General features: G+C 67.1%; 16 protein-coding genes. 7 read left to right on the top strand and 9 right to left on the bottom strand.

The features are described from left to right. Window position 1: 1 nt before the first annotated feature. From JOF56_RS39965 to JOF56_RS39950, 4 genes are all read left to right on the top strand, one after another. On the top strand, window positions 2-1,153 hold the full coding sequence (locus JOF56_RS39965) for an RES domain-containing protein (RefSeq protein ID WP_209644666.1): 1,152 nt from the start codon (window positions 2-4) through the stop codon (window positions 1,151-1,153). 94 nt (window positions 1,154-1,247) lie between these two features. Further along, window positions 1,248-4,166 carry a M36 family metallopeptidase gene (locus JOF56_RS39960; RefSeq protein ID WP_209644664.1) on the top strand — a complete coding sequence of 973 codons (2,919 nt, stop codon included), beginning with the start codon at window positions 1,248-1,250 and terminating at the stop codon, window positions 4,164-4,166. 93 nt (window positions 4,167-4,259) lie between these two features. Continuing rightward, window positions 4,260-5,729 (top strand): aldehyde dehydrogenase, encoded by a 1,470-nt coding sequence (locus JOF56_RS39955; protein WP_245378566.1) that lies wholly within the window; start codon window positions 4,260-4,262, stop codon window positions 5,727-5,729. Next, the gene (locus JOF56_RS39950) at window positions 5,726-6,400 is read left to right on the top strand and encodes a gamma-glutamyl-gamma-aminobutyrate hydrolase family protein (protein WP_209644661.1); all 675 of its coding nucleotides are present in this window, start codon (window positions 5,726-5,728) and stop codon (window positions 6,398-6,400) included. Before JOF56_RS39955 ends, JOF56_RS39950 begins: the two co-directional genes overlap by 4 nt. Here JOF56_RS39950 and JOF56_RS39945 read toward each other — a convergent pair. Genes JOF56_RS39945 through JOF56_RS39915 form a run of 7 tightly spaced genes read right to left on the bottom strand, consistent with a single transcriptional unit; the run spans window position 6,384 to window position 12,347 of the window. Next, window positions 6,384-6,956 carry a MarR family winged helix-turn-helix transcriptional regulator gene (locus JOF56_RS39945; RefSeq protein ID WP_307855466.1) on the bottom strand — a complete coding sequence of 191 codons (573 nt, stop codon included), beginning with the start codon at window positions 6,954-6,956 and terminating at the stop codon, window positions 6,384-6,386. The genes JOF56_RS39950 and JOF56_RS39945 overlap by 17 nt on opposite strands. Window positions 6,957-6,994: 38 nt before the next feature. After that, window positions 6,995-7,843 (bottom strand): fumarylacetoacetate hydrolase family protein, encoded by an 849-nt coding sequence (locus JOF56_RS39940; RefSeq protein WP_209644659.1) that lies wholly within the window; start codon window positions 7,841-7,843, stop codon window positions 6,995-6,997. Continuing rightward, entirely contained in the window at window positions 7,840-8,721 is an 882-nt protein-coding gene (locus JOF56_RS39935; RefSeq protein ID WP_209644646.1) for a 3,4-dihydroxyphenylacetate 2,3-dioxygenase, read from the bottom strand. Before JOF56_RS39935 ends, JOF56_RS39940 begins: the two co-directional genes overlap by 4 nt. Continuing rightward, window positions 8,714-10,174 (bottom strand): aldehyde dehydrogenase, encoded by a 1,461-nt coding sequence (locus tag JOF56_RS39930; protein WP_209644643.1) that lies wholly within the window; start codon window positions 10,172-10,174, stop codon window positions 8,714-8,716. Before JOF56_RS39930 ends, JOF56_RS39935 begins: the two co-directional genes overlap by 8 nt. After that, window positions 10,171-10,965 (bottom strand): acetoacetate decarboxylase family protein, encoded by a 795-nt coding sequence (locus tag JOF56_RS39925; protein WP_209644642.1) that lies wholly within the window; start codon window positions 10,963-10,965, stop codon window positions 10,171-10,173. The genes JOF56_RS39930 and JOF56_RS39925 overlap by 4 nt, the downstream gene beginning before the upstream one ends. A 9-nt stretch (window positions 10,966-10,974) precedes the next feature. Continuing rightward, the gene (locus JOF56_RS39920) at window positions 10,975-12,165 is read right to left on the bottom strand and encodes an NAD(P)/FAD-dependent oxidoreductase (RefSeq protein ID WP_209644640.1); all 1,191 of its coding nucleotides are present in this window, start codon (window positions 12,163-12,165) and stop codon (window positions 10,975-10,977) included. Next, window positions 12,162-12,347 carry a ferredoxin gene (locus JOF56_RS39915; RefSeq protein ID WP_209644638.1) on the bottom strand — a complete coding sequence of 62 codons (186 nt, stop codon included), beginning with the start codon at window positions 12,345-12,347 and terminating at the stop codon, window positions 12,162-12,164. The genes JOF56_RS39920 and JOF56_RS39915 overlap by 4 nt, the downstream gene beginning before the upstream one ends. A gap of 138 nt (window positions 12,348-12,485) precedes the next feature. Between JOF56_RS39915 and JOF56_RS39910 the strand changes: the two genes are divergently transcribed. The 3 genes from JOF56_RS39910 to JOF56_RS39900 are packed head-to-tail and all read left to right on the top strand — an operon-like array spanning window position 12,486 to window position 16,475. Then, window positions 12,486-13,847, top strand: a complete 1,362-nt coding sequence (locus tag JOF56_RS39910; protein WP_307855465.1) for a glutamine synthetase family protein — start codon at window positions 12,486-12,488, stop codon at window positions 13,845-13,847. Between the two features lie 9 nt (window positions 13,848-13,856). Continuing rightward, window positions 13,857-15,116, top strand: coding sequence for a cytochrome P450 (locus JOF56_RS39905; RefSeq protein WP_209644635.1), 1,260 nt, complete (start codon window positions 13,857-13,859; stop codon window positions 15,114-15,116). Window positions 15,117-15,134: 18 nt separating this feature from the next. Next, complete coding sequence (locus JOF56_RS39900; RefSeq protein ID WP_209644632.1) at window positions 15,135-16,475, top strand: pyridoxal phosphate-dependent decarboxylase family protein; 1,341 nt, start codon at window positions 15,135-15,137, stop codon at window positions 16,473-16,475. Window positions 16,476-16,564: 89 nt separating this feature from the next. Here JOF56_RS39900 and JOF56_RS39895 read toward each other — a convergent pair whose 3' ends face one another. Continuing rightward, on the bottom strand, window positions 16,565-17,530 hold the full coding sequence (locus JOF56_RS39895; RefSeq protein ID WP_209644630.1) for an NAD(P)-dependent alcohol dehydrogenase: 966 nt from the start codon (window positions 17,528-17,530) through the stop codon (window positions 16,565-16,567). Continuing rightward, on the bottom strand, window positions 17,527-17,691 hold the full coding sequence (locus JOF56_RS39890) for a helix-turn-helix transcriptional regulator (RefSeq protein ID WP_209648754.1): 165 nt from the start codon (window positions 17,689-17,691) through the stop codon (window positions 17,527-17,529). The genes JOF56_RS39895 and JOF56_RS39890 overlap by 4 nt, the downstream gene beginning before the upstream one ends. Between the last annotated feature and the right edge of the window lie 44 nt (window positions 17,692-17,735).

Raw genomic sequence — 17,735 nt, 5'->3', positions numbered from 1 at the left:
CATGGGGCGGCAACGTTTCGATGATCTGGCGGTCTGTCCGGGCTGTGTCCACGATGTGACGCTGCGCCGGCGGACAAGTGAGCACCTGAGCGAAGGAGACTGCTCGTTCTGCGGGGCCACGGCCGCCGCGCCTTTCGAGCAGTTCATGGACATCGTCATGGAAGCAGTGCATTTCCTCTTCGTGGTGGCCGAGGGCACGGATGCGGAGGTTCTCGACCCGGCTGAGGTTGCCTACGCGGTCTGTGAAGGCGACGTCACCGATGATGTACTGGAAGCTGTCGCGGCCGCGATCGCCGACCGGTCAGCCACCGATTTCTACCGGTCGAAATCGTCCTCCAGCCAGGCTCTGGGATGGGGGTGGAACGCGTTCTGCGAGAAGGTCAAGCACACTTCGCGCTTTGTCTTCCTGTCGGCTCCGGAGCAACCGCCTCGGCGGCCCGGCGATTTCACCACCGTCGAGCTGCTGGAAAAGCTGGAAAAGATCATCCTCGACCACGACACGCTGTTGCCGGTGCCCGCGGGGCGGATCTTCTGGCGCGGCCGGAAGGTCGATTCGCCCGGCAGGCTCGCCCAGTACGGCACCGCTGCCGCCCTGGGTTCACCGCCCAGAGCCAAAGCGTCCAACAGCCGGATGAGCCCGGCTGGTATCTCCATGTTCTACGGCAGTGACGACATCGACACCGTGGTGGCCGAGATCGGCCATGACGCCAGGCGTTACGTCATTGTCGGGGCGTTCGAGACGACCCGGGACCTCACCCTGCTCAATCTCGCCGACCTGCCACCGCTGCCGAGCCTGTATCACGAAGCCGGGCGCGAGCCGCACTACTACGACCTGAGATTCCTGCATTCGTTCGCTGTGGACCTGGGAAAACCCGTCACGCTCGACGGCCGGGAACGCATCGAGTACGTCCCGACCCAGGTGGTGACCGAATATCTGCGGTTCATCCCGGACTTCGCCGTGGACGGCATTCTTTTCCGCAGCGCGCAGAACAACGGCGTCAACTGCGTGTTGTTCTGCGACGCGAGCGGCTGCGTCGATTCCGGAGCGAAATCTGGGTCCGATGAAGGGGCCTGCCTGCGGCTTCTGCCGGACACGGTCCAATGGGTCCGAATCGCGGCCAAGGCCGTGATCGGGCCCGATCGGCACCGGTGAGGGGCAGGTGCGCTACTAACGGACGTATCGGGCACCGGCGGGAAGCGGAAAGCTGGCACGCACAACTCCACAAGGTTCAGGAGGCACGCGAAGCATGCGAAGACCAGCTTTCCGGCGGGCCACGGCGCTGGCGGTGACCGGGATCTTATCGGCGAGTCTGCTGTGGACGGAGACGGCCCTGGCCGCTCCCGAGGGCCAGGGCCCGAGTCAGATCCAGGGTGACACGCACGGCGATGGGGACGTGGACAACCGTCCCGGGGCGACAGAGCCCAGTGCACAGCAGCGATCGTTGACGGCTGAGCGCAGCACTTCGGTGCGGTGGAACAAGTACGGCACACCGGCGACGCTGTTGCCGAAGGCCGGGGTTCAGCAGCGCAAGGCACTGGGCGATCCGGTGGCGATCGCGAAGGCCTATCTGACGGACAACACCCTCGCGTTCGGGATCGGCCAGCAGGCCGTCGACACGATGGACGTCCTGGTGAGCCGGCCGATGGGTGAGGGCTCGTACGTCATGCTCCGGCAGAAGTTCGGGGCGACGCCGTCCTTGCTGGACGGCTTGGCTGTGTTCGGCATTCGCGACGGCGCGGTGATGTATCTGAGCTCGACGCTCAGCCGCGCGTCGGCCGCACCGGAGCCCGCGACCATTTCCGAGGCGGACGCCCTGAAAGCCGCAGCCGCCGATGCGGGCCTGGCAGGTGACGAGCTGGCGACCACACGGGTGCAACTGGGTGCGGTGCCGATGCCGCAGGGCCCGGCCCGGACGGCCTACCAGGTCGTGGTGATGGGCAAGGACCAGAACCTGCCGAAGGGCTACACGACGTACATCGACGCCAGGACAGGGCAGGTCCTGGTGCGTGAGGACATTGTTGATCATCATGCGGACAATCCGGAGTGGGAGGTCTTCCCGGCCAACCCGCCCGCGGACTACTCCTCACGCGACAACCGCGTGAAGTGGTGCCTGGTCAAGGCACCCGGTTGTGAACGTGCCGTGAGCACGGCAGACCGTGGGCTCGCTTGGGACGCCGACCCGGTCACGGGAGCAACGACGCAGACTTCGGCCGGCAACTCGGCACGCGGCACCGAGAAGTGGGACGACCTCGCCAGCGGCACGGTCGGCACGCGTACCTCGGCGCCGAGCGCGACGCGGGACTACACCTATCCCTGGACCAACCAGTGGAACAAGGAGAAGTGCAACCCGTCGGTCTTCGCCAGCCCGCAGCAGAACGACATCGACGCGGCACTGGCCAACCTGTTCGCGTCGCACAACCGCATGCACGACTGGTCGTACTACCTCGGCTTCACCGAGGAGACCTGGAACATGCAGGCGACCAACGGTGACCGCGGCGGTCTCGGCGGCGACGCCGAGCGCGGCAACGCGCAGGCAGGTGGACGCGCGGGTGGCGCGCCCCCAGGCTTTCCGTCACGTAACAACGCCAACCAGGCGACGCCTCCTGACGGCGTGCCGCCGACGACGAACATGTACCTGTGGCAGCCCACGCCCGGCGGGTTCTACGCGCCGTGTGTTGACGGCGACTACGACATGTCGGTCATCGGGCACGAGTACAGCCACGCCATCAGCGGCCGTCTGATCGCGGGCCCGAACAGCGGCTGGTCCGGTGCGCAGGGCGGCGCGATGAACGAGTCGCACTCGGACCTGTTCGCAATGGAGTACCTGTACGAGTACGGGTTCAAGCCGCGCGGTGACACGCCGTTCGTCACCGGTGGGTACGCCACAGGCGACAACAAGGCCGGCATCCGTAACTACGACATGAGCAAGAGCCCGCTCAACTACAGCAACATCGCCTACGACCTCGTCGGCCAGCAGGTGCACGCGGACGGCGAGATCTGGAGCGCGACCAGCTACGACGTCCGCCAGGTCATGATCGACAAGTACGGCCTGGGCACGCCGGCGCTGCAGCGGGCGTGTGCCGACGGCAAGCAGCCGGTGGAGAAGTGCCCGGGCAACCGGCGCTGGGTGCAGCAGGCGTTCGATGCCTTGCTGCTCAGTGCTTCCGGCGCGGTCAGCTACGTCGACATGCGTGACGCGACACTGGCTGCCAACGAGATCCGGTTCGGCGGCAGGGACGTTCCGCTGCTGTGGAACGCCTTCTCGCAGCACGGCCTCGGTCAGGGCGCGCTCAGCAACGGCGGCAACGACGCCGACCCGATCCCGAGCTTCGCTTCGCCGTACGATCGCAACGCGACGCTGCGCCTTTCTCACAGCGGCAACGCGCGGCTCTACGTTGGTGACTACGAAGCGCGTTCGATTCCGGTCGCCGACACCGATCCTGCAACGCCGTTGCCGGACACGGTCGAGATCACGGCGGGAACGTACGACTTCATCGTGGCCGCGGATGGCTACGGCAGCACCCGGATCAGCAACCGCCGCCTGCACCCGGGCGAGCGCGACACGATCCGTCCGCTGTCGGCGCCGAACGTGGCGTCGCGCAGTCTGGGTGCGACGGCCAGCGGTGACGGCGTCAACCTGGAGAAGCTCATCGACGACACCGAGGCGTCCAACTGGGCGTCGGTCGGCTCGCCGGTGGCGGGCAAGAGCGTCCGGGTGGACCTCGCCGGCGACCGGCCGCAGTTGGTCAGCCGGGTTCAGGTGAGCGCCCAGCTGCGTCCGCAGGTGACGCAGGATCCTGATCCCGACCCGCAGAACCGGTTCACGGCTCTCCGGCGGTTCGAGGTGCTGTCGTGCAACGCCGCGATGGGCAAGGACTGCGCGGACCCGACGAACTACCGGAAGGTGTACACCAGCCCGGCCAACGCGTTCCCGGCGGACGTGCCGCGGCCGACCGCGCCCGATCTCGCGGCCCGGTCGTTCCGCATCCATCCGACGCTGGCCACGCACTTGATGGTCCGCGTGCTGACCAACCAGTGCACCGGCACGCCGGAGTACGCGGGGCAGCAGCACAACGACCCGCGTTCGACGAGTGACTGCACCACAGGCAACCCAGCCGTGGCGCAGAGCGTGCGGATCGCGGAGTTCCAGGCGTTCTGGATCTGATCATTTCCCGACAAGGGACCGCTCGCAGAGGGCGGTCCCTTGTTCATACCTCCGTCTGGCGTTATTGTTTGGGCTCAAATGATGGAGGTGTAGATGCCTGGCTACGAGGGCTGGCTGAGTCTCGCCCAACAGTTGCGACCGGCTGGTCATCACCACATCAACGGCGTGGATGAGCCTGGTCAGGCGTCTTTCACTGTCGTCTCGCCTCGCGACGGCAAGGTCCTGGCGACAGTCGCCGACGCGGGGAAGAAGGAGGTCGACCTCGCCGTCGCGGCTGCCCGGCGCGCCTTCGACCACGGCCCGTGGCCGCGGTTGGCACCGGTGGAGCGCGGGCGCTTGCTGTTGCGGCTCGCGGACCTGATCGAGGAACACCGCGCCGAACTCGCCCTGACCATCAGCCTGGAGATGGGCAAACCGATCACCGACGCGCACGACATCGAACTGCGCGCCGCGATCAACACATTCCGGTGGTACGGCCAGCTTGCCGACAAACTCGTCGACGAATCACCCCGGACCGCCCTGGACTCCCTGGCTTTGGTGACGCGGGAGCCGGTCGGTGTGGTGGGCGCGGTGGTGCCGTGGAACTTCCCGCTCACGCTCGCGTCGTGGAAGGTCGCTCCGGCACTCGCCGCGGGTTGCACTGTGGTCCTCAAACCGTCCGAGTTCTCGCCGTTGTCCGCGCTCAGGCTCGGCCGGCTGGCGACTGAAGCCGGTCTGCCTCCGGGTGTGTTCAACGTGGTCGCCGGAGACGGGCCGACCGCGGGACGTGCGCTGGGGTTGCACCCGGACGTGGATGTGCTGGCGTTCACCGGGTCCACGGCCGTCGGTCGCCATTTCCTGCACTACGCGGCGGATTCGAACCTCAAACGGGTCTGGCTGGAGCTGGGTGGCAAGTCTCCCAACATCATCCTGCCGGACGCCCCGGACCTGGACAGGGCCGCGGCCACAGCGGCATGGGGAATCTTCTTCAACCAGGGCGAAATGTGCACCGCGCCGTCCCGCCTGCTCGTGCACACCTCCATCGCCTCCCAGGTCACCGACGCCGTCATCGCCGCCGCCCAAGCCCTCCGCGTCGGCGACCCACTCGACCCGTCGACCCAGATGGGACCGTTGGTCAGCGAGCACCATCTCGGCCGCGTCCTGGCCCGTATCGCCGGCGCGGCCCGGCTACGGACAGGCGGCGAACGCACTTTGGCCTCGTCCGGCGGCAGTTTCCTGGCCCCCACCGTGTTCGACCAGGTAAGCCCCGACTCAGCCATCGCCCGTGACGAGATCTTCGGACCGGTGCTGTCCGTACTCACCTTCGACACCGTCGACGAGGCGATCGCCCTCGCCAACGCCACCGAATACGGCCTGGCAGCAGGACTCTGGACCGCGGACCTGTCGACCGCCCACCAAGTCTCCCGCGCCCTGCGAGCAGGCACAGTCTGGGTGAACTGCTACGAGGAAGGCGACCTGACCGTCCCCTTCGGAGGAATGAAGCAATCCGGCAACGGCCGCGACAAGTCGGCGCACTCGCTGGACAAGTACACCGAACTCAAGACAACCTGGATCCAGCTGTGAGGCCACTCATCGCGATCCCGGCCCGCTTCGCCGCCTCCACATCGGCCTTGCGCTACGCCGCCGAGGTCAACGCCCGCGCCCTCATCGAATCAGTCTGGCGCGCGGGCGGCGAACCAGCCTCCATCCACCCAGACCTCACTGGGCTTGAGACCCGCCTGTCCCGCTTCGACGGAGTCCTCCTGCCCGGCGGCGGAGACCTCGCCCCCAACCTGTACACCGACCAGGCCCACGACAGCGTCTACGACGTCGACCATGACCAGGACGCCTTCGACCTGGCCGTCGCGCGTCGCTGCCTGGAATCCGGCTTGCCGCTCCTCGCGATCTGCCGCGGCCTGCACGTGGTGAACGTAGCCCTAGGCGGAACCCTCGACCAGGACATCCCCGGCCACAAACACGTCGTGCACCCAGTCAGCCTCGCACCCGACTCCACGGCAACCAAGCTCACAGGCACCGACAAAATCGCCGCTTCCTGCTACCACCACCAACGCGTCGCCACCCTCGGCCAAGGCCTCACCCCAACCGCCTGGGCCACCGACGGCACAATCGAGGCCTTCGACCTACCCACCACAAAAGGCTGGTTCACAGCAGTCCAGTGGCACCCCGAGGACACCGCCGCCCAGGACCCCGCCAACCAGGCCTTGTTCGACGCCCTGGTCAAGGCTTCTGCTTAGGCCTTCTGCCGCTGCGGCGGGGTTTGGGGTCGGCGCCGTTGAGCAGGGTGAGGCGCCGGTCCTCGCCCTGGGTTTCGACCTGCATGACTATTTTGCGCAGGGAGTCGGCGAGGCGGAGGCATTCGTCGACCGAGAGGCCTTCGGTCACGAATGCCTCTTCGGCGTTGAACTCCGGGAAGAGGCGGACCATCAGTTCTTCGCCTGCCTCGGTGAGGCTGAGCAGGACGAGGCGGCCGTCGGAGGGGTGGCTGGAGCGCTTGATCAGGCCGCGGGACTCCAGCGTGCCCACTACTCCGGTCAGGGTTCCCTTGGAGATCCCTGCTTCGTCGGCGACGTGCCGGGTCTCCATCTCGTCCCAGATCCAGACGACCCAGAGCACCACGAAGGCTGTCCAGGTCAGCTCGGAGTTGCGCAGGACCGAGTTCTCGAAGTGCTGGCGCACGGCGGCCGCGGCGCGGTGGATGTTCGCGACCGCGGCCATCTGCTCGTGTCTGATGGGGGTGGCGCCGAGTTTGGCCTGCACCAGTTTCTCGGTCTCGGTGACTGATCGCTTCACGGGCGCCCTCCATCGTTCGATGCCAAATGATAAAGGTGTCAGCTTCGCCGGGGCGGGCGGATGCCGCGGAACTCCCAGTCGCCGCCGAGTGCGGTGGACAGCACCTCTTCGGACTCGGTCGGCTGCGCGCCGACGTCCGGGCGGATCCCGGTGGGGCCGCTGACAATCCGGTTCGTCAGCCGTCCCAGCCCTTCGACTTCCACCTCGACCACGTCACCTGGCTGCACGGGCCGGGAGTTCGCGGGCGTGCCGGAGAGCAACACATCGCCAGGCACCAACGTGATCGTGCGGGCGATGTCGGCCACCAGATAGTGCATGTCCCACGCCATCTCGTCGGTGGAACCGTCCTGCACGACCGAACCGTTGACAAAGGTCCGCAGATACTTGCCGTGGAAATCCCAGTCGGTGACCAGACCGGGCCCCAATGGGCAGAGTGTGTCGGAGCCCTTCACCCGCAACATCGACCCGGCGTCGGTGTCCCGGAAATCGTGCAGTCCGAAATCGTTGGCCACGGTGTAACCGGCGATGTACTCGCCTGCCTTCGAAGGCGAGATGCCACGGCATGTCCGGCCGATGACAATCGCGACCTCGCCCTCATAGTTGAGGTATTTCAAGCCGTGCGGCCGGATCACGGTCCCGCCGTGCGCGTTGAGCGACGAGACGGGCTTGTGGAAATACGTTGGCGTCGCCGCCGGCTTGATCTGGAATTCCTCCACACGGCTGCGGTGATTGAGATGCACCGCGACGATCTTGGAAGGCTCCACCGGTGGCAGGTGCACGGCTTCGGACGCCTTGACCCGGCGGCCGTCCCCGGCCACCAGCTCCGCACCGTCACGGACAACCTGAACGGCCACGCCGTCCAGCAGAATTCGGCGGTACTCGGTCATGACTGTGTCCACCCGTCGGCCGGACGGTCGAACCAGATGTGGATCTGCCCGGTTCCGACCGAGTTCTCGTATTCGCTGAACAGCTGGCCGGGCGCGGCGCAGGCCTGCTCACCGAGTGCGCCGATCATCATCAGGTAATGCCCGAACCGTGCCTCCGGTTTGACCTTCAGATAGTCCGGCATGGTCTGCAACACCTGATCGTGGCGGCCGGCTTCGAACCAGGCGATGCGTTCGTGGTCGGCTTCCCGCGCCTGGTCGGAGAAAATGTGCTTCGGGTCGCTGGACTCGTGATCACGCAGTTGACGCAACGGCCAGAAAGTGTGCGACAGCGCGCCGGACGCGATCAGCAGGACCTTGCGGTCGGTTTCCGCGATACCGTCGGCCAAAGCCCGGCCCAGCCGGAGGTGGTCCTCGGTATCACCCGTCTGGCACACCCCGATCGACACCCAGCGCTTGTCCGGGACACCGAGATACGTCCACAGATTGATGGTGGCGTAGTAGATCGGCAGGTATTCGTCGTCGATGGGCGTGATCCATGTGCCGTGCTTGTCGGCGAATCGCGCCACATTGGCCGCGAGCTCCGGGTCGCCGGGGAAGTCGTACGGCATCCGGCACATCCCGCGCGGCAGTTCCTCGGAGGTGAACAGGCCCGCGCGGCGGTTCTGAGCCGTGACCACGAACTCCACCGTGGTCGCCCAGTGCGAGTCCAGAACGACCACGGTGTCGTAGTCGAGCGTGTCGAAGACTTCCCTGCGCAGCCGCTGCAACCCGGGAACGAGGCTGATCTCCTTGCCCTCGTTGAGTTCCCGGCGCTCAGCCTCGGGCAGTACGATGGTGGGCACGTGCGAGAGCAGCCCCGCGCCGACGATCTCACCCATTGTTCTGCCATCCTTTCGGGGCCATCACGGTGTTCTTGATGTCGCAGTAGAAGTCGAAACTCCAGGTGCCGCCTTCCCGGCCGACGCCGGACTGGCGCGCCCCGCCGAACGGCGCCTGAAGATCACGCACGAAGAAGCAGTTCACCCAGACTGTCCCGGCCACCAGCCGCGCGGTGACCCGTTCGGCCCGCTGTCTGTCACCGGTGGCGACAGTTGCGGCCAGGCCGAAACGGGTCCCGTTGGCGAGTTCGACCGCTTCCTCTTCGGAGGAGAACGTCTGCAGCGTGAGCACCGGCCCGAAGACTTCTTCCGTGATGATCTCGGCGTCCGGGGCCATGCCGGTGATCAGCGTCGGCCGGTAGTACAGACCGCCGAGATCCGCGTTGGGCTCGCCGCCGAGCAGCGCGGTCGCACCCGCGTCAAGCGCCCGCCGCACAAACCCGTCGATCTTGTCGACCTGCCGTTGGTGAATGTTCGGCCCCATGTCGGTGGCTTCATCGCGCGGATCGCCTTGCTTCAGCGAAGCCGCACGAGCGAGGAACCGTGCCGTGAACTCGTCGGCGATGGAGGACTCGACCAGCAGACGGGTCGCGGCCAGACAGACCTGGCCCGCGTTGTCGTACTGCTCGACAGCCAGGTCGACAGCCAGATCAAGGTCCGCGTCCGCGAAGACCAGCAGCGGCGACTTCCCACCCAGTTCCAGGCTCAACGGGGTGAGGTTGCGTGCGGCAGCCTCTGCGATGCGTTGGGCAGTCGGCACCGATCCGGTGAAGCTGATCCGGCGGACGCGAGGATCCGCGACCAAGGCCGCGCCCGCCTCAGCGCCGTAACCCTGCACCACGTTGAGAACTCCGGCTGGTAGCCCGGCTTCGTGCGCGATGTCGGCCAGCAGGGAAGCGGTCAGCGGTGACCACTCAGCGGGTTTGAGAATGACCGTGTTACCCGCGGCCAGTGCGGGCGCGACCTTCCACGTGGCCAGCATCAACGGCGCGTTCCACGGTGTGATGAGCACGCTCGGACCGGCCGGATCCCAGGACACGTGGTTGGCGTGGCCCCGTGTTTCGAAGTCGTCATGGCCGAGGCTGAGCAGCCAGTCGGCGAAGAACCGGAAGTTGTGCGCGACCCGTGGCATCACGCCACGGCGATGCGACCGCAGCAACGCTCCATTGTCGACGGTCTCGACGTTGGCCAGATCCTCCAGCCGTTTTTCCACACCATCGGCGATGGCATGCAGGATTCGGGCCCGCTCTGCCCGAGAAGTAGCCGCCCAGGCAGGAAACGCGTCCGAGGCCGCAGCCACCGCAGCCGCGGCCTCGGACGCGCCGCCGCGAGAGATCTCGGCGATCAGGCTGCCGTCGATGGGGGAGTGGTCGGGGAAGGTCTCCGGCGACGCCACCCGCTGCCCGCCGATCCAGTGGCGCGTGTCGAGGAGAACACCGGCGATCTCGGTCATGGCGCTGTCCTCTCCAGCAGTCGTCCGCCGTCCCAGGTGACACCGACCTGGCGGTAGTACGCGCCGATCAGCTCATGGATCTCCAGCCGCGCGAGCTCCTCGGTCGGCGCCTCGAAGACCGAGACATCCGCGTCGGCCGACCATGGTGTGCCGCCTTCGAAGGACGCGGCGCCGGACTCGATCAGCTCGTCGAACGCCGGCCCTTCGCCTTTCGCGATGGCGGGCAGCCTGCGGTTGTGTGCCATCGGGTGGCCGTTGACGAAACCGTTGGTCTCGGCCGGCTCGCGCAACGTGATCACGGCTTGCGCCAGGCGCCGGTCCGCGGCCGCCAACGTGGCGCCGAACCGGGCACCGGCCTCGATGCGCGGTGCCGGGCCGTACGGATGCGGCCTGGTCATGTGGATGGAACCGAGCTTCTTCGGATAGCCCTGGTGCAGTCCCCGGGCGATGGCGAAGTCCTTGTCCACCCAGATGTAGACGCACCGGGAGTACGTCTGCCCCTGGTACTGGCAGCGCACCACGACAAAGGCCTCTTTGTACTGCGACCGCACGGGATCCAGCAGCTCCTCGCGGGAGTCCGAACAGGACTGCCAGTCCGCCCAGATCAACGCGACCGCGCCGGGGTCCTGCTCGGCGAGGTCCAGCGAGTCCGGCAGGAGCTCACGCACCCGCGCCGGATCGGTGCGGTACTCGATGGTGATCAGGTCGCCCGAGTAGTGCCACGGCGGCTCGGGGATCAGCGACGAGCGGCCGGTCGCCGACTGGGGACCGAAAAAGCCGCGGAGGGCCACGACATACTCCTAAGGGGTCAGCATCTTGGCGCGGTAACGGGCTGCACTGCTTGTGGCTTTCGGGCCGCCCAGGGCGACCACGCCGACCAGGCGATCCCCGGCGTGATACCCGACGACGACGTCCCCGCAGACGTCCCCGTCCAGCACCCGGTGATCACCGGTGCCGAGTACGGGAACGCCGAAAGACTGCAGCCGGTACTCGTACTGGTCGCTCCAGAACGAGGGCAGGGGAGCGAAGACGGCATCGTCGTGCGGGGCTTCGGCCAGTTCGGCCACGAGCGACTTCGCAGCGCGTTTGGCCGTGTCCCCAGGCGTGCTCCAATGCTCGACACGACGTGGAATGCCGTCGTAACGAGCGTTCGGGTACCTGGCGATGTCACCCACGGCCACCACGTTACGGAGGCCGACGACCCGCATCCGGTCGTCACACAACACGCCGTCGCTCAGGTCGAGTCCATTGCCCTGCAACCACTCGGTACTCGCGATCGACCCGACTGCCTCGACCACGACGTCAGCCGGGAGCGTGCTGCCGTCGCTGAGCGCCACCGCGGTGACCCGGTCGGTTCCCTCGAAACCCACCACACCGGTGCCCAGTTCGAAACGGACACCACGGTCTTCATGGCGGCGCAGCAACTCACGTGCGAGCAGGTCACCGAGCGGCCGAAGCATCGGCAGAGGTTCGGGTTCGACGACAGTCACCTCGGCGACACCGAGCCCGACAGCGGTCGCGGCCACTTCACAGCCGATGAAACCGGCCCCGACGACTACGACTCGAGCTCCGGGATGCGTCAGAGCTTCGCGTAGGCCAATAGCGTCGGTGAGCGTGCGTACGGCGTGACGGCCCTGCGTTGGGCCTGCGCACCTGAGTCGACGCGGCCGCATGCCCGTCGCGACAACCAGCCCATCGAAGGAGAGTTCGTCGTCGCCGAGCTGGACGACCTGGTCGGCAAGCCGGGCCCCGGTCACGGAAGTACCCAGCCGCCACTGCACATCGGCCGCGCTCGCGCGAGGCGTGAAGGCCAGCGATTCGAACGTCGCCTTGCCCGCCAGGGCCTCTTTGGACAGTGGCGGCCGGTTGTACGGCATGTGCGGCTCGTCGCCGACGACCACGATCTCACCGGTCCACCCGGCCGAACGCAGCTGCTCGGCGGCGCGCAGGCCGCCCAGCGAGGCGCCCGCGACCACGATCCGGCCGGTCATGTCAGCGTGATGGCCTGGAGCGGGCAGACGTCCGCCGCGTCCTCGATGTCCTCCCGCAGCGCGTCGTCCGGCTCGGCTACGTAGACCAGGTGGCCGTCCGCGTCGAGCTGGAAGACGTCGGGTGCCGAGAACACGCATTGGCCGTGGTCCTGGCACTTGTTCATGTCGACGACGACCTTCATGGCGGACCTCCGGTGAGTCGTTTGACCTCAAACAATCTAGGTCGGGGATCGCCTCAGGTCAACCCTTGCGCCGGGGGTGTGCCGACCATACTGTTTGGTGTCAAACGATGGACAGTTCCCGTCCGCGAGGAGACACCAGTGAGCTCCGCCGGCCCCACCACAGAGCAGGCCCAGCAGCAGGTCGAACGGCTTTCGGCGCTGGGCATCGACGTTGTCCGGGTGACCTATCCCGATCTGCTCGGGATAGACCGCGGCCGCGATGTGCTCTTGCATCACCTGCCCGCAGCCTGCGCGCACGGCCTGGCTTTCTGCCGCGCCGTGTACCACACGACGCCGCGCGGGGGAGTCGTCGACGCTCCCGGCGGCCTGCAGGAAGGCCTGCCCGACATCTCGATCCGCCCCGACCTGAGCACGCTTGTGCCGATTCCGTGGGAACCGGGCGTGGCCTGGTGCCTGGGCGACCCGATCGACGTGGTCACCGGCGCACCCGTGGCCGAATCACCCCGTGACCTCGTGCGCCGGCTGGCCGGGACGTTGTCCGGATCGGGCCTGACCGCGGTCGTCGGCCCGGAACTGGAGTACTTCCTGCTGGAGCCGGATCCCGGCTCGGCGCTCGGCTGGCGGCCGTACCAGGAGATCACCGGCAACGTGTACTGCAGCGGACGCCGCGGCGACCCCGACGGCCATCTGCTGCGGTCGTTGCGGCACCTCGACCAGCTCGGAATCGGCGTCATCTCGGGCAATCAGGAGTTCGACGGCGGCCAGTTCGAGATCAACCTGACCCACTCCGCCGCGCTCGACGCCGCTGACCGGTCGTGGCTGTTCAAATCGGCCGTTCGGGAACTGGCCCGGACCGAAGGACGGCTGGCCACGTTCATGGCGAAACCGTTGAACGCCACCGGCGGTTCTGGCTTCCACCTGCACGTCTCGTGTACCGACAGCGAAGACCGCAACGCCTTCGAAGACCCCGGCCAGCAGCACGGGCTCGCTGTCCCGGCGCAGTACGCGATCGCCGGACTGCTTGCCCACGCCCCCGCGATCAGTGCCCTGCTGAACCCGACCATCAACTCCTACAAGCGTTTCGGACCGGACACACTCGCGCCGTGGCTGATCGACTGGGGCCTGGACAAGCGCAGCGCCATGCTGCGCGTCCCGCCCGAGCGCGGCAGCGGAACACGGCTCGAACTGCGTCTCGGCGACGCCAGTGCCAACCCGTATCTGGCCACCGCCGGTCTGCTGGCCGCGATCCATCTCGGAATCCGGGCCGCCGCACTGCCGCCACCGCCGTTCGAGGGCTACGGCTACGACGCGGCCTCCGCGCCGCAGCTGCCCAGGACCCTGGACGCCGCGCTGGACGCCCTCGAAGCCGACACCGAGCTCACCGAACTGCTCGGAAAGCCTTTCACCGACGCCTATCTGGCGTACAAACGCGACGAGTCCGACCGGTTCCACCGGCATGTGACCGATTGGGAGTTCGCGGAGTACGCCCAGCACATCTGAGGACACGTGATGTTCGACCCGCTACCGCTCGGCCAGGTCGACCTGGCCGACTACGACAACTTCACCGACGGTGTGACGCCGTGGCGCATGCTCGACACCCTGCGCCGTGAGGATCCTGTGCACTGGCAGCCGGAACCGGCCCCCAACCGCGGATTCTGGTCGCTGACCACGCATCGCGACATCGTCCGCGCGCACCGCGACCCCGAGACGTTCACCTCCACGAAGTTCGTGAACCTCGAAGAGGTCGACGACGACCAGATCGCGATCCGGCGCTCGCTGCTGGAGACCGACGGGCTGCGGCACCTCGCGATGCGCAAGATCCTGCAGAAGCAGTTCATGCCCCGGGTTCTGGCCACCTACCAGGACTTCCTGCGCGGCCTGACGGCAAGGACACTGGACGCGGCGCTGGCCAAGGGCACGTTCGACTTCGTCGACGAGGTGGCCGCCGACTTCCCGATCAACGTGCTGGCCCGGCTGCTGGACGTGCCTGAGCACGACACCCAGCAACTGATCGACTGGGGCAACCGGATCATCGCCAACACCGACCCGGACTACGCCGATGTCCTGCTCGACAGCTCGGAAAGCGAGCAGTACCGGCACCTGCCGTTCCGTAGCCCGGCCTCGCTGGAGGTCTTCGACTACGGCCGTGAACTGGCCGCCCAGCGCCGAGGTGGCGACGGCACCGACCTGGTGAGCAGGCTGGTCAACACCATGCCCCAGGACGGCGTGCCACTGTCGGGACAGGACTTCGACAACAACTTCCTGCTGCTGGTGGTCGCGGGCAACGAGACCACCCGGCACGCCATCTCGCACACCATGCTGGCCCTGATCGAGCACCCGGACCAGCTGGCCAAGCTCCGCGACAACCCCGGTCTGATGCCGGTCGCGGTGGAGGAGTTCCTGCGCTGGGCCACGCCCATCTACCACTTCCGGCGCACCGCGACCAGGGACGTCGAGATCGGCGGGAAGAAGATCAAGGACGGCGACAAGGTCGTGCTGTGGTTCGCCTCCGGCAACCGGGACGAGGAGGTCTTCGCCAATCCCTACGACTTCGACGTCACCCGGCCCAGCAACGACCACGTCACGTTCGGCAAGGGCAGCCCGCACTTCTGTATGGGCAACGCGCTCGCCCGGATGGAGATCCAGATCATGTTCGAGGAGCTGCTGCCGCGCCTTGCCGACATCCGGCTGGCCGGCGCGGTACCGCGGGTACGCTCCAATTTCATCAACGGCATCAAGCACCTTCCGGTGACGGTCACTCTCGCCTGACTTCCAGGAGCACAACCAATGGATCTGCAGCGCTGGCTCGCCGCCGCCCTCGACTCCAATGTGGACTGGTCGCGCTCCTTCGGTCAGTACGCGAGGCATCCGTCGCTGGAAGTCACCGACGACCGCTTCGCGGGGGTGTTCGCGCAGCTCACCGAGCGGCTGAAGGACAACTACCCGTTCTTCCACCCCCGGTACGCCGGCCAGATGCTGAAGCCGCCGCACCCGGCCGCGGTGGTCGGCTACCTCACCACGATGCTGATCAACCCGAACAACCACGCCCTCGACGGCGGGCCCGCGACAGCGACCATGGAACGTGAGGTCGTGCAGCAGCTGGCGGAGATGTTCGGCTACGAAACGCACCTCGGGCACCTGACCACGAGCGGAACGATCGCCAACCTCGAAGCCCTGTTCGTGGCACGGTCACTGCATCCGTCACTGGGCGTCGCCTACAGCGCCGAAGCCCACTACACGCACAGCCGCATGTGCACAGTCCTGGGCATCGAGGGGCACAGCGTCCCGGTCGACCCGGCGGGCCGGATGGATCTCGATGCGCTGGAAGACCTGCTGCGGACCGGGCGCGTCGGCACGGTCGTGCTCACCGCGGGAACGACCGGGCTCGGCGCCATCGATCCCATTGACGAGGCACTCGGTCTCCGGGAGAAATACGGCGTCCGGATCCATGTGGACGCCGCCTACGGTGGTTTCTTCACGCTGCTGGCAGGTGAGCTCGGAATTCCGGCCGGTCCGTGGCAGGCCGTCGCCGCGGCGGATTCCATCGTGATCGACCCGCACAAGCACGGCCTGCAGCCGTACGGGTGCGGTGCGATCCTCTTTCGTGACCCCGAAGTCGGCAAGTTCTATCTGCACGACTCGCCGTACACCTACTTCACCTCGGATGAGCTGCACCTGGGGGAGATCAGTCTGGAATGCTCCCGGGCAGGCGCGGCGGCGGCCGCTCTGTGGCTGACATTCCAGCTGATCCCGCCGACCCGGGACGGACTGGGCGAGGCACTGGCCGCCGGACGACGGGCGGCCATTCGCTGGGCCGAGCTGATCGACAAATCCGAAGTGCTCGAGCTCTACCAGAACCCCACGCTCGACATTGTCGGCTACTTCCCCGCAGCGCGGTCATTGTCGGCTGTGGACGCCGTGAGTGCCCGGATTCTCGACGCCGGCATGACCGCTGACGACCCGGTGTTCCTCAGCACTTTCCGGGTGTCCGCCGAAGCCTTCCTGGCTCGTCATCCCGATCTGGATGCCGACGTGAAAGGCGGCAGGATTCTGCGGAGCGTCCTCATGAAGCCGGAATCCGAGGACTACGTCGACCAGTTGCACGCCCGCCTCGAAGCGCTCACCTGACCTCACACCGGCCAACGCGGTTTTGCCCCCAAAGTGGCTTTCGGAGCGCTGGGTGCCCCCAACGCCACTTTGGGGGCACCCAGCCTTCGTCAGATGATGACGACGGTCTTGCCGCGGGCGCTGCCCGCCTGCAGGTCCTTGATCGTGCCGGGCACCTCGGCCAGGCCGCACGTCCGGCCGATCACGGGCTTGACCTTGCCGTCCTCGATCATCCCGATGAGGAACTCGAGGTCCTTCCTGCGTTCGATCGCGAGAACGTTGCGCAGCCGGTGGCTCACGAACGGCGACAGCAGTGTCGCGCCGAGGACACGCTCCATGCCCCCGAGCCAGATTCCGCCGTTCTCACCACCGACCAGGACGAGCATTCCCTTGGGGGTCAGGGCGCGCCGGACTTCGGTCAGCTTGCGGTTGCCCGCGATGTCGAAGACCACGTCGTACCGGCCCGCCGGGATCTGCTGCGAGGTGTAGTCGATGACGTGGTCCGCGCCGATGGACTGCACCAGCTCTGTTTTCGCCGTGCTGCAGACACCGGTGACCTCGGCGCCGAACGCCTTGGCCAGCTGCACGATGTACGTCCCGACACCGCCCGCGGCGCCGATGACCAGAACCTTCTGCCCGGCCTGGATCTTGGCCGTGTCCCGGACGGCTTGTACCGCGGTGATCCCGGAGATCGGGATGGCGGCGGCCTGCTCGAAGGACAGGCTCGCCGGCTTGGGCGCAAGTCTGGCCGTGGTCGCGGTGACGTACTCCGCGAAGGTTCCGTTGGTGGCGGTACCGACCACGTCGTCGCCGGGCTTGAAGTCCGTGACGTTGGCGCCGGCCGCCTCGATCGTTCCGGCCATCTCCCGGCCCCGGACCGGGACTTTCGGCCGCTTGAGGCCGAAACCTAATCGGAGCAGGTACGGTTCGCCGGTCATCAGGTGCCAGGTGCCTGCGTCGATCGCGGCGGCACGGATGCGGATGAGCACCTCGTCCGGCCCGGCCACCGGCATGTCGATGTCCTTGAACTGCAGGACATCCGCCTGGCCATAGGTGTCCTGGGTGATCGCCTTCATGATGTCTCTCCTGGGTATTGGAAAACGTCTTCAAGCCGGACTGCGAACACACGCGCGATCTGGAACGCCATTTCCAGCGAGGGGGAGTACTTGCCCTGTTCGATGGCGATCACCGTCTGGCGGGTGACGCCGATCCGGTCGGCCAGCTCGGCCTGGGTCATCTCACCGTGCTCGAACCGCAGTGCGCGGATGGAGTTGGTGACCT

Source organism: Kibdelosporangium banguiense (assembly GCF_017876405.1).
Classification (GTDB): domain Bacteria; phylum Actinomycetota; class Actinomycetes; order Mycobacteriales; family Pseudonocardiaceae; genus Kibdelosporangium; species Kibdelosporangium banguiense.
Note: the sequence above shows the minus strand (reverse complement) of the source record. Positions and strands in the feature narration are given on the sequence as shown.

Coding starts and splice junctions, on each gene's coding strand:
- JOF56_RS39915 (WP_209644638.1), bottom strand. CDS start 12,347: ATGAAGGTCGTCGTCGACATGAACAAGTGCCAGGACCACGGCCAATGC.
- JOF56_RS39930 (WP_209644643.1), bottom strand. CDS start 10,174: ATGACCGAGATCGCCGGTGTTCTCCTCGACACGCGCCACTGGATCGGC.
- JOF56_RS39965 (WP_209644666.1), top strand. CDS start 2: ATGGGGCGGCAACGTTTCGATGATCTGGCGGTCTGTCCGGGCTGTGTC.
- JOF56_RS39905 (WP_209644635.1), top strand. CDS start 13,857: ATGTTCGACCCGCTACCGCTCGGCCAGGTCGACCTGGCCGACTACGAC.
- JOF56_RS39920 (WP_209644640.1), bottom strand. CDS start 12,165: ATGACCGGCCGGATCGTGGTCGCGGGCGCCTCGCTGGGCGGCCTGCGC.
- JOF56_RS39935 (WP_209644646.1), bottom strand. CDS start 8,721: ATGGGTGAGATCGTCGGCGCGGGGCTGCTCTCGCACGTGCCCACCATC.
- JOF56_RS39900 (WP_209644632.1), top strand. CDS start 15,135: ATGGATCTGCAGCGCTGGCTCGCCGCCGCCCTCGACTCCAATGTGGAC.
- JOF56_RS39960 (WP_209644664.1), top strand. CDS start 1,248: ATGCGAAGACCAGCTTTCCGGCGGGCCACGGCGCTGGCGGTGACCGGG.
- JOF56_RS39955 (WP_245378566.1), top strand. CDS start 4,260: ATGCCTGGCTACGAGGGCTGGCTGAGTCTCGCCCAACAGTTGCGACCG.
- JOF56_RS39940 (WP_209644659.1), bottom strand. CDS start 7,843: ATGACCGAGTACCGCCGAATTCTGCTGGACGGCGTGGCCGTTCAGGTT.
- JOF56_RS39890 (WP_209648754.1), bottom strand. CDS start 17,691: ATGACCCAGGCCGAGCTGGCCGACCGGATCGGCGTCACCCGCCAGACG.
- JOF56_RS39895 (WP_209644630.1), bottom strand. CDS start 17,530: ATGAAGGCGATCACCCAGGACACCTATGGCCAGGCGGATGTCCTGCAG.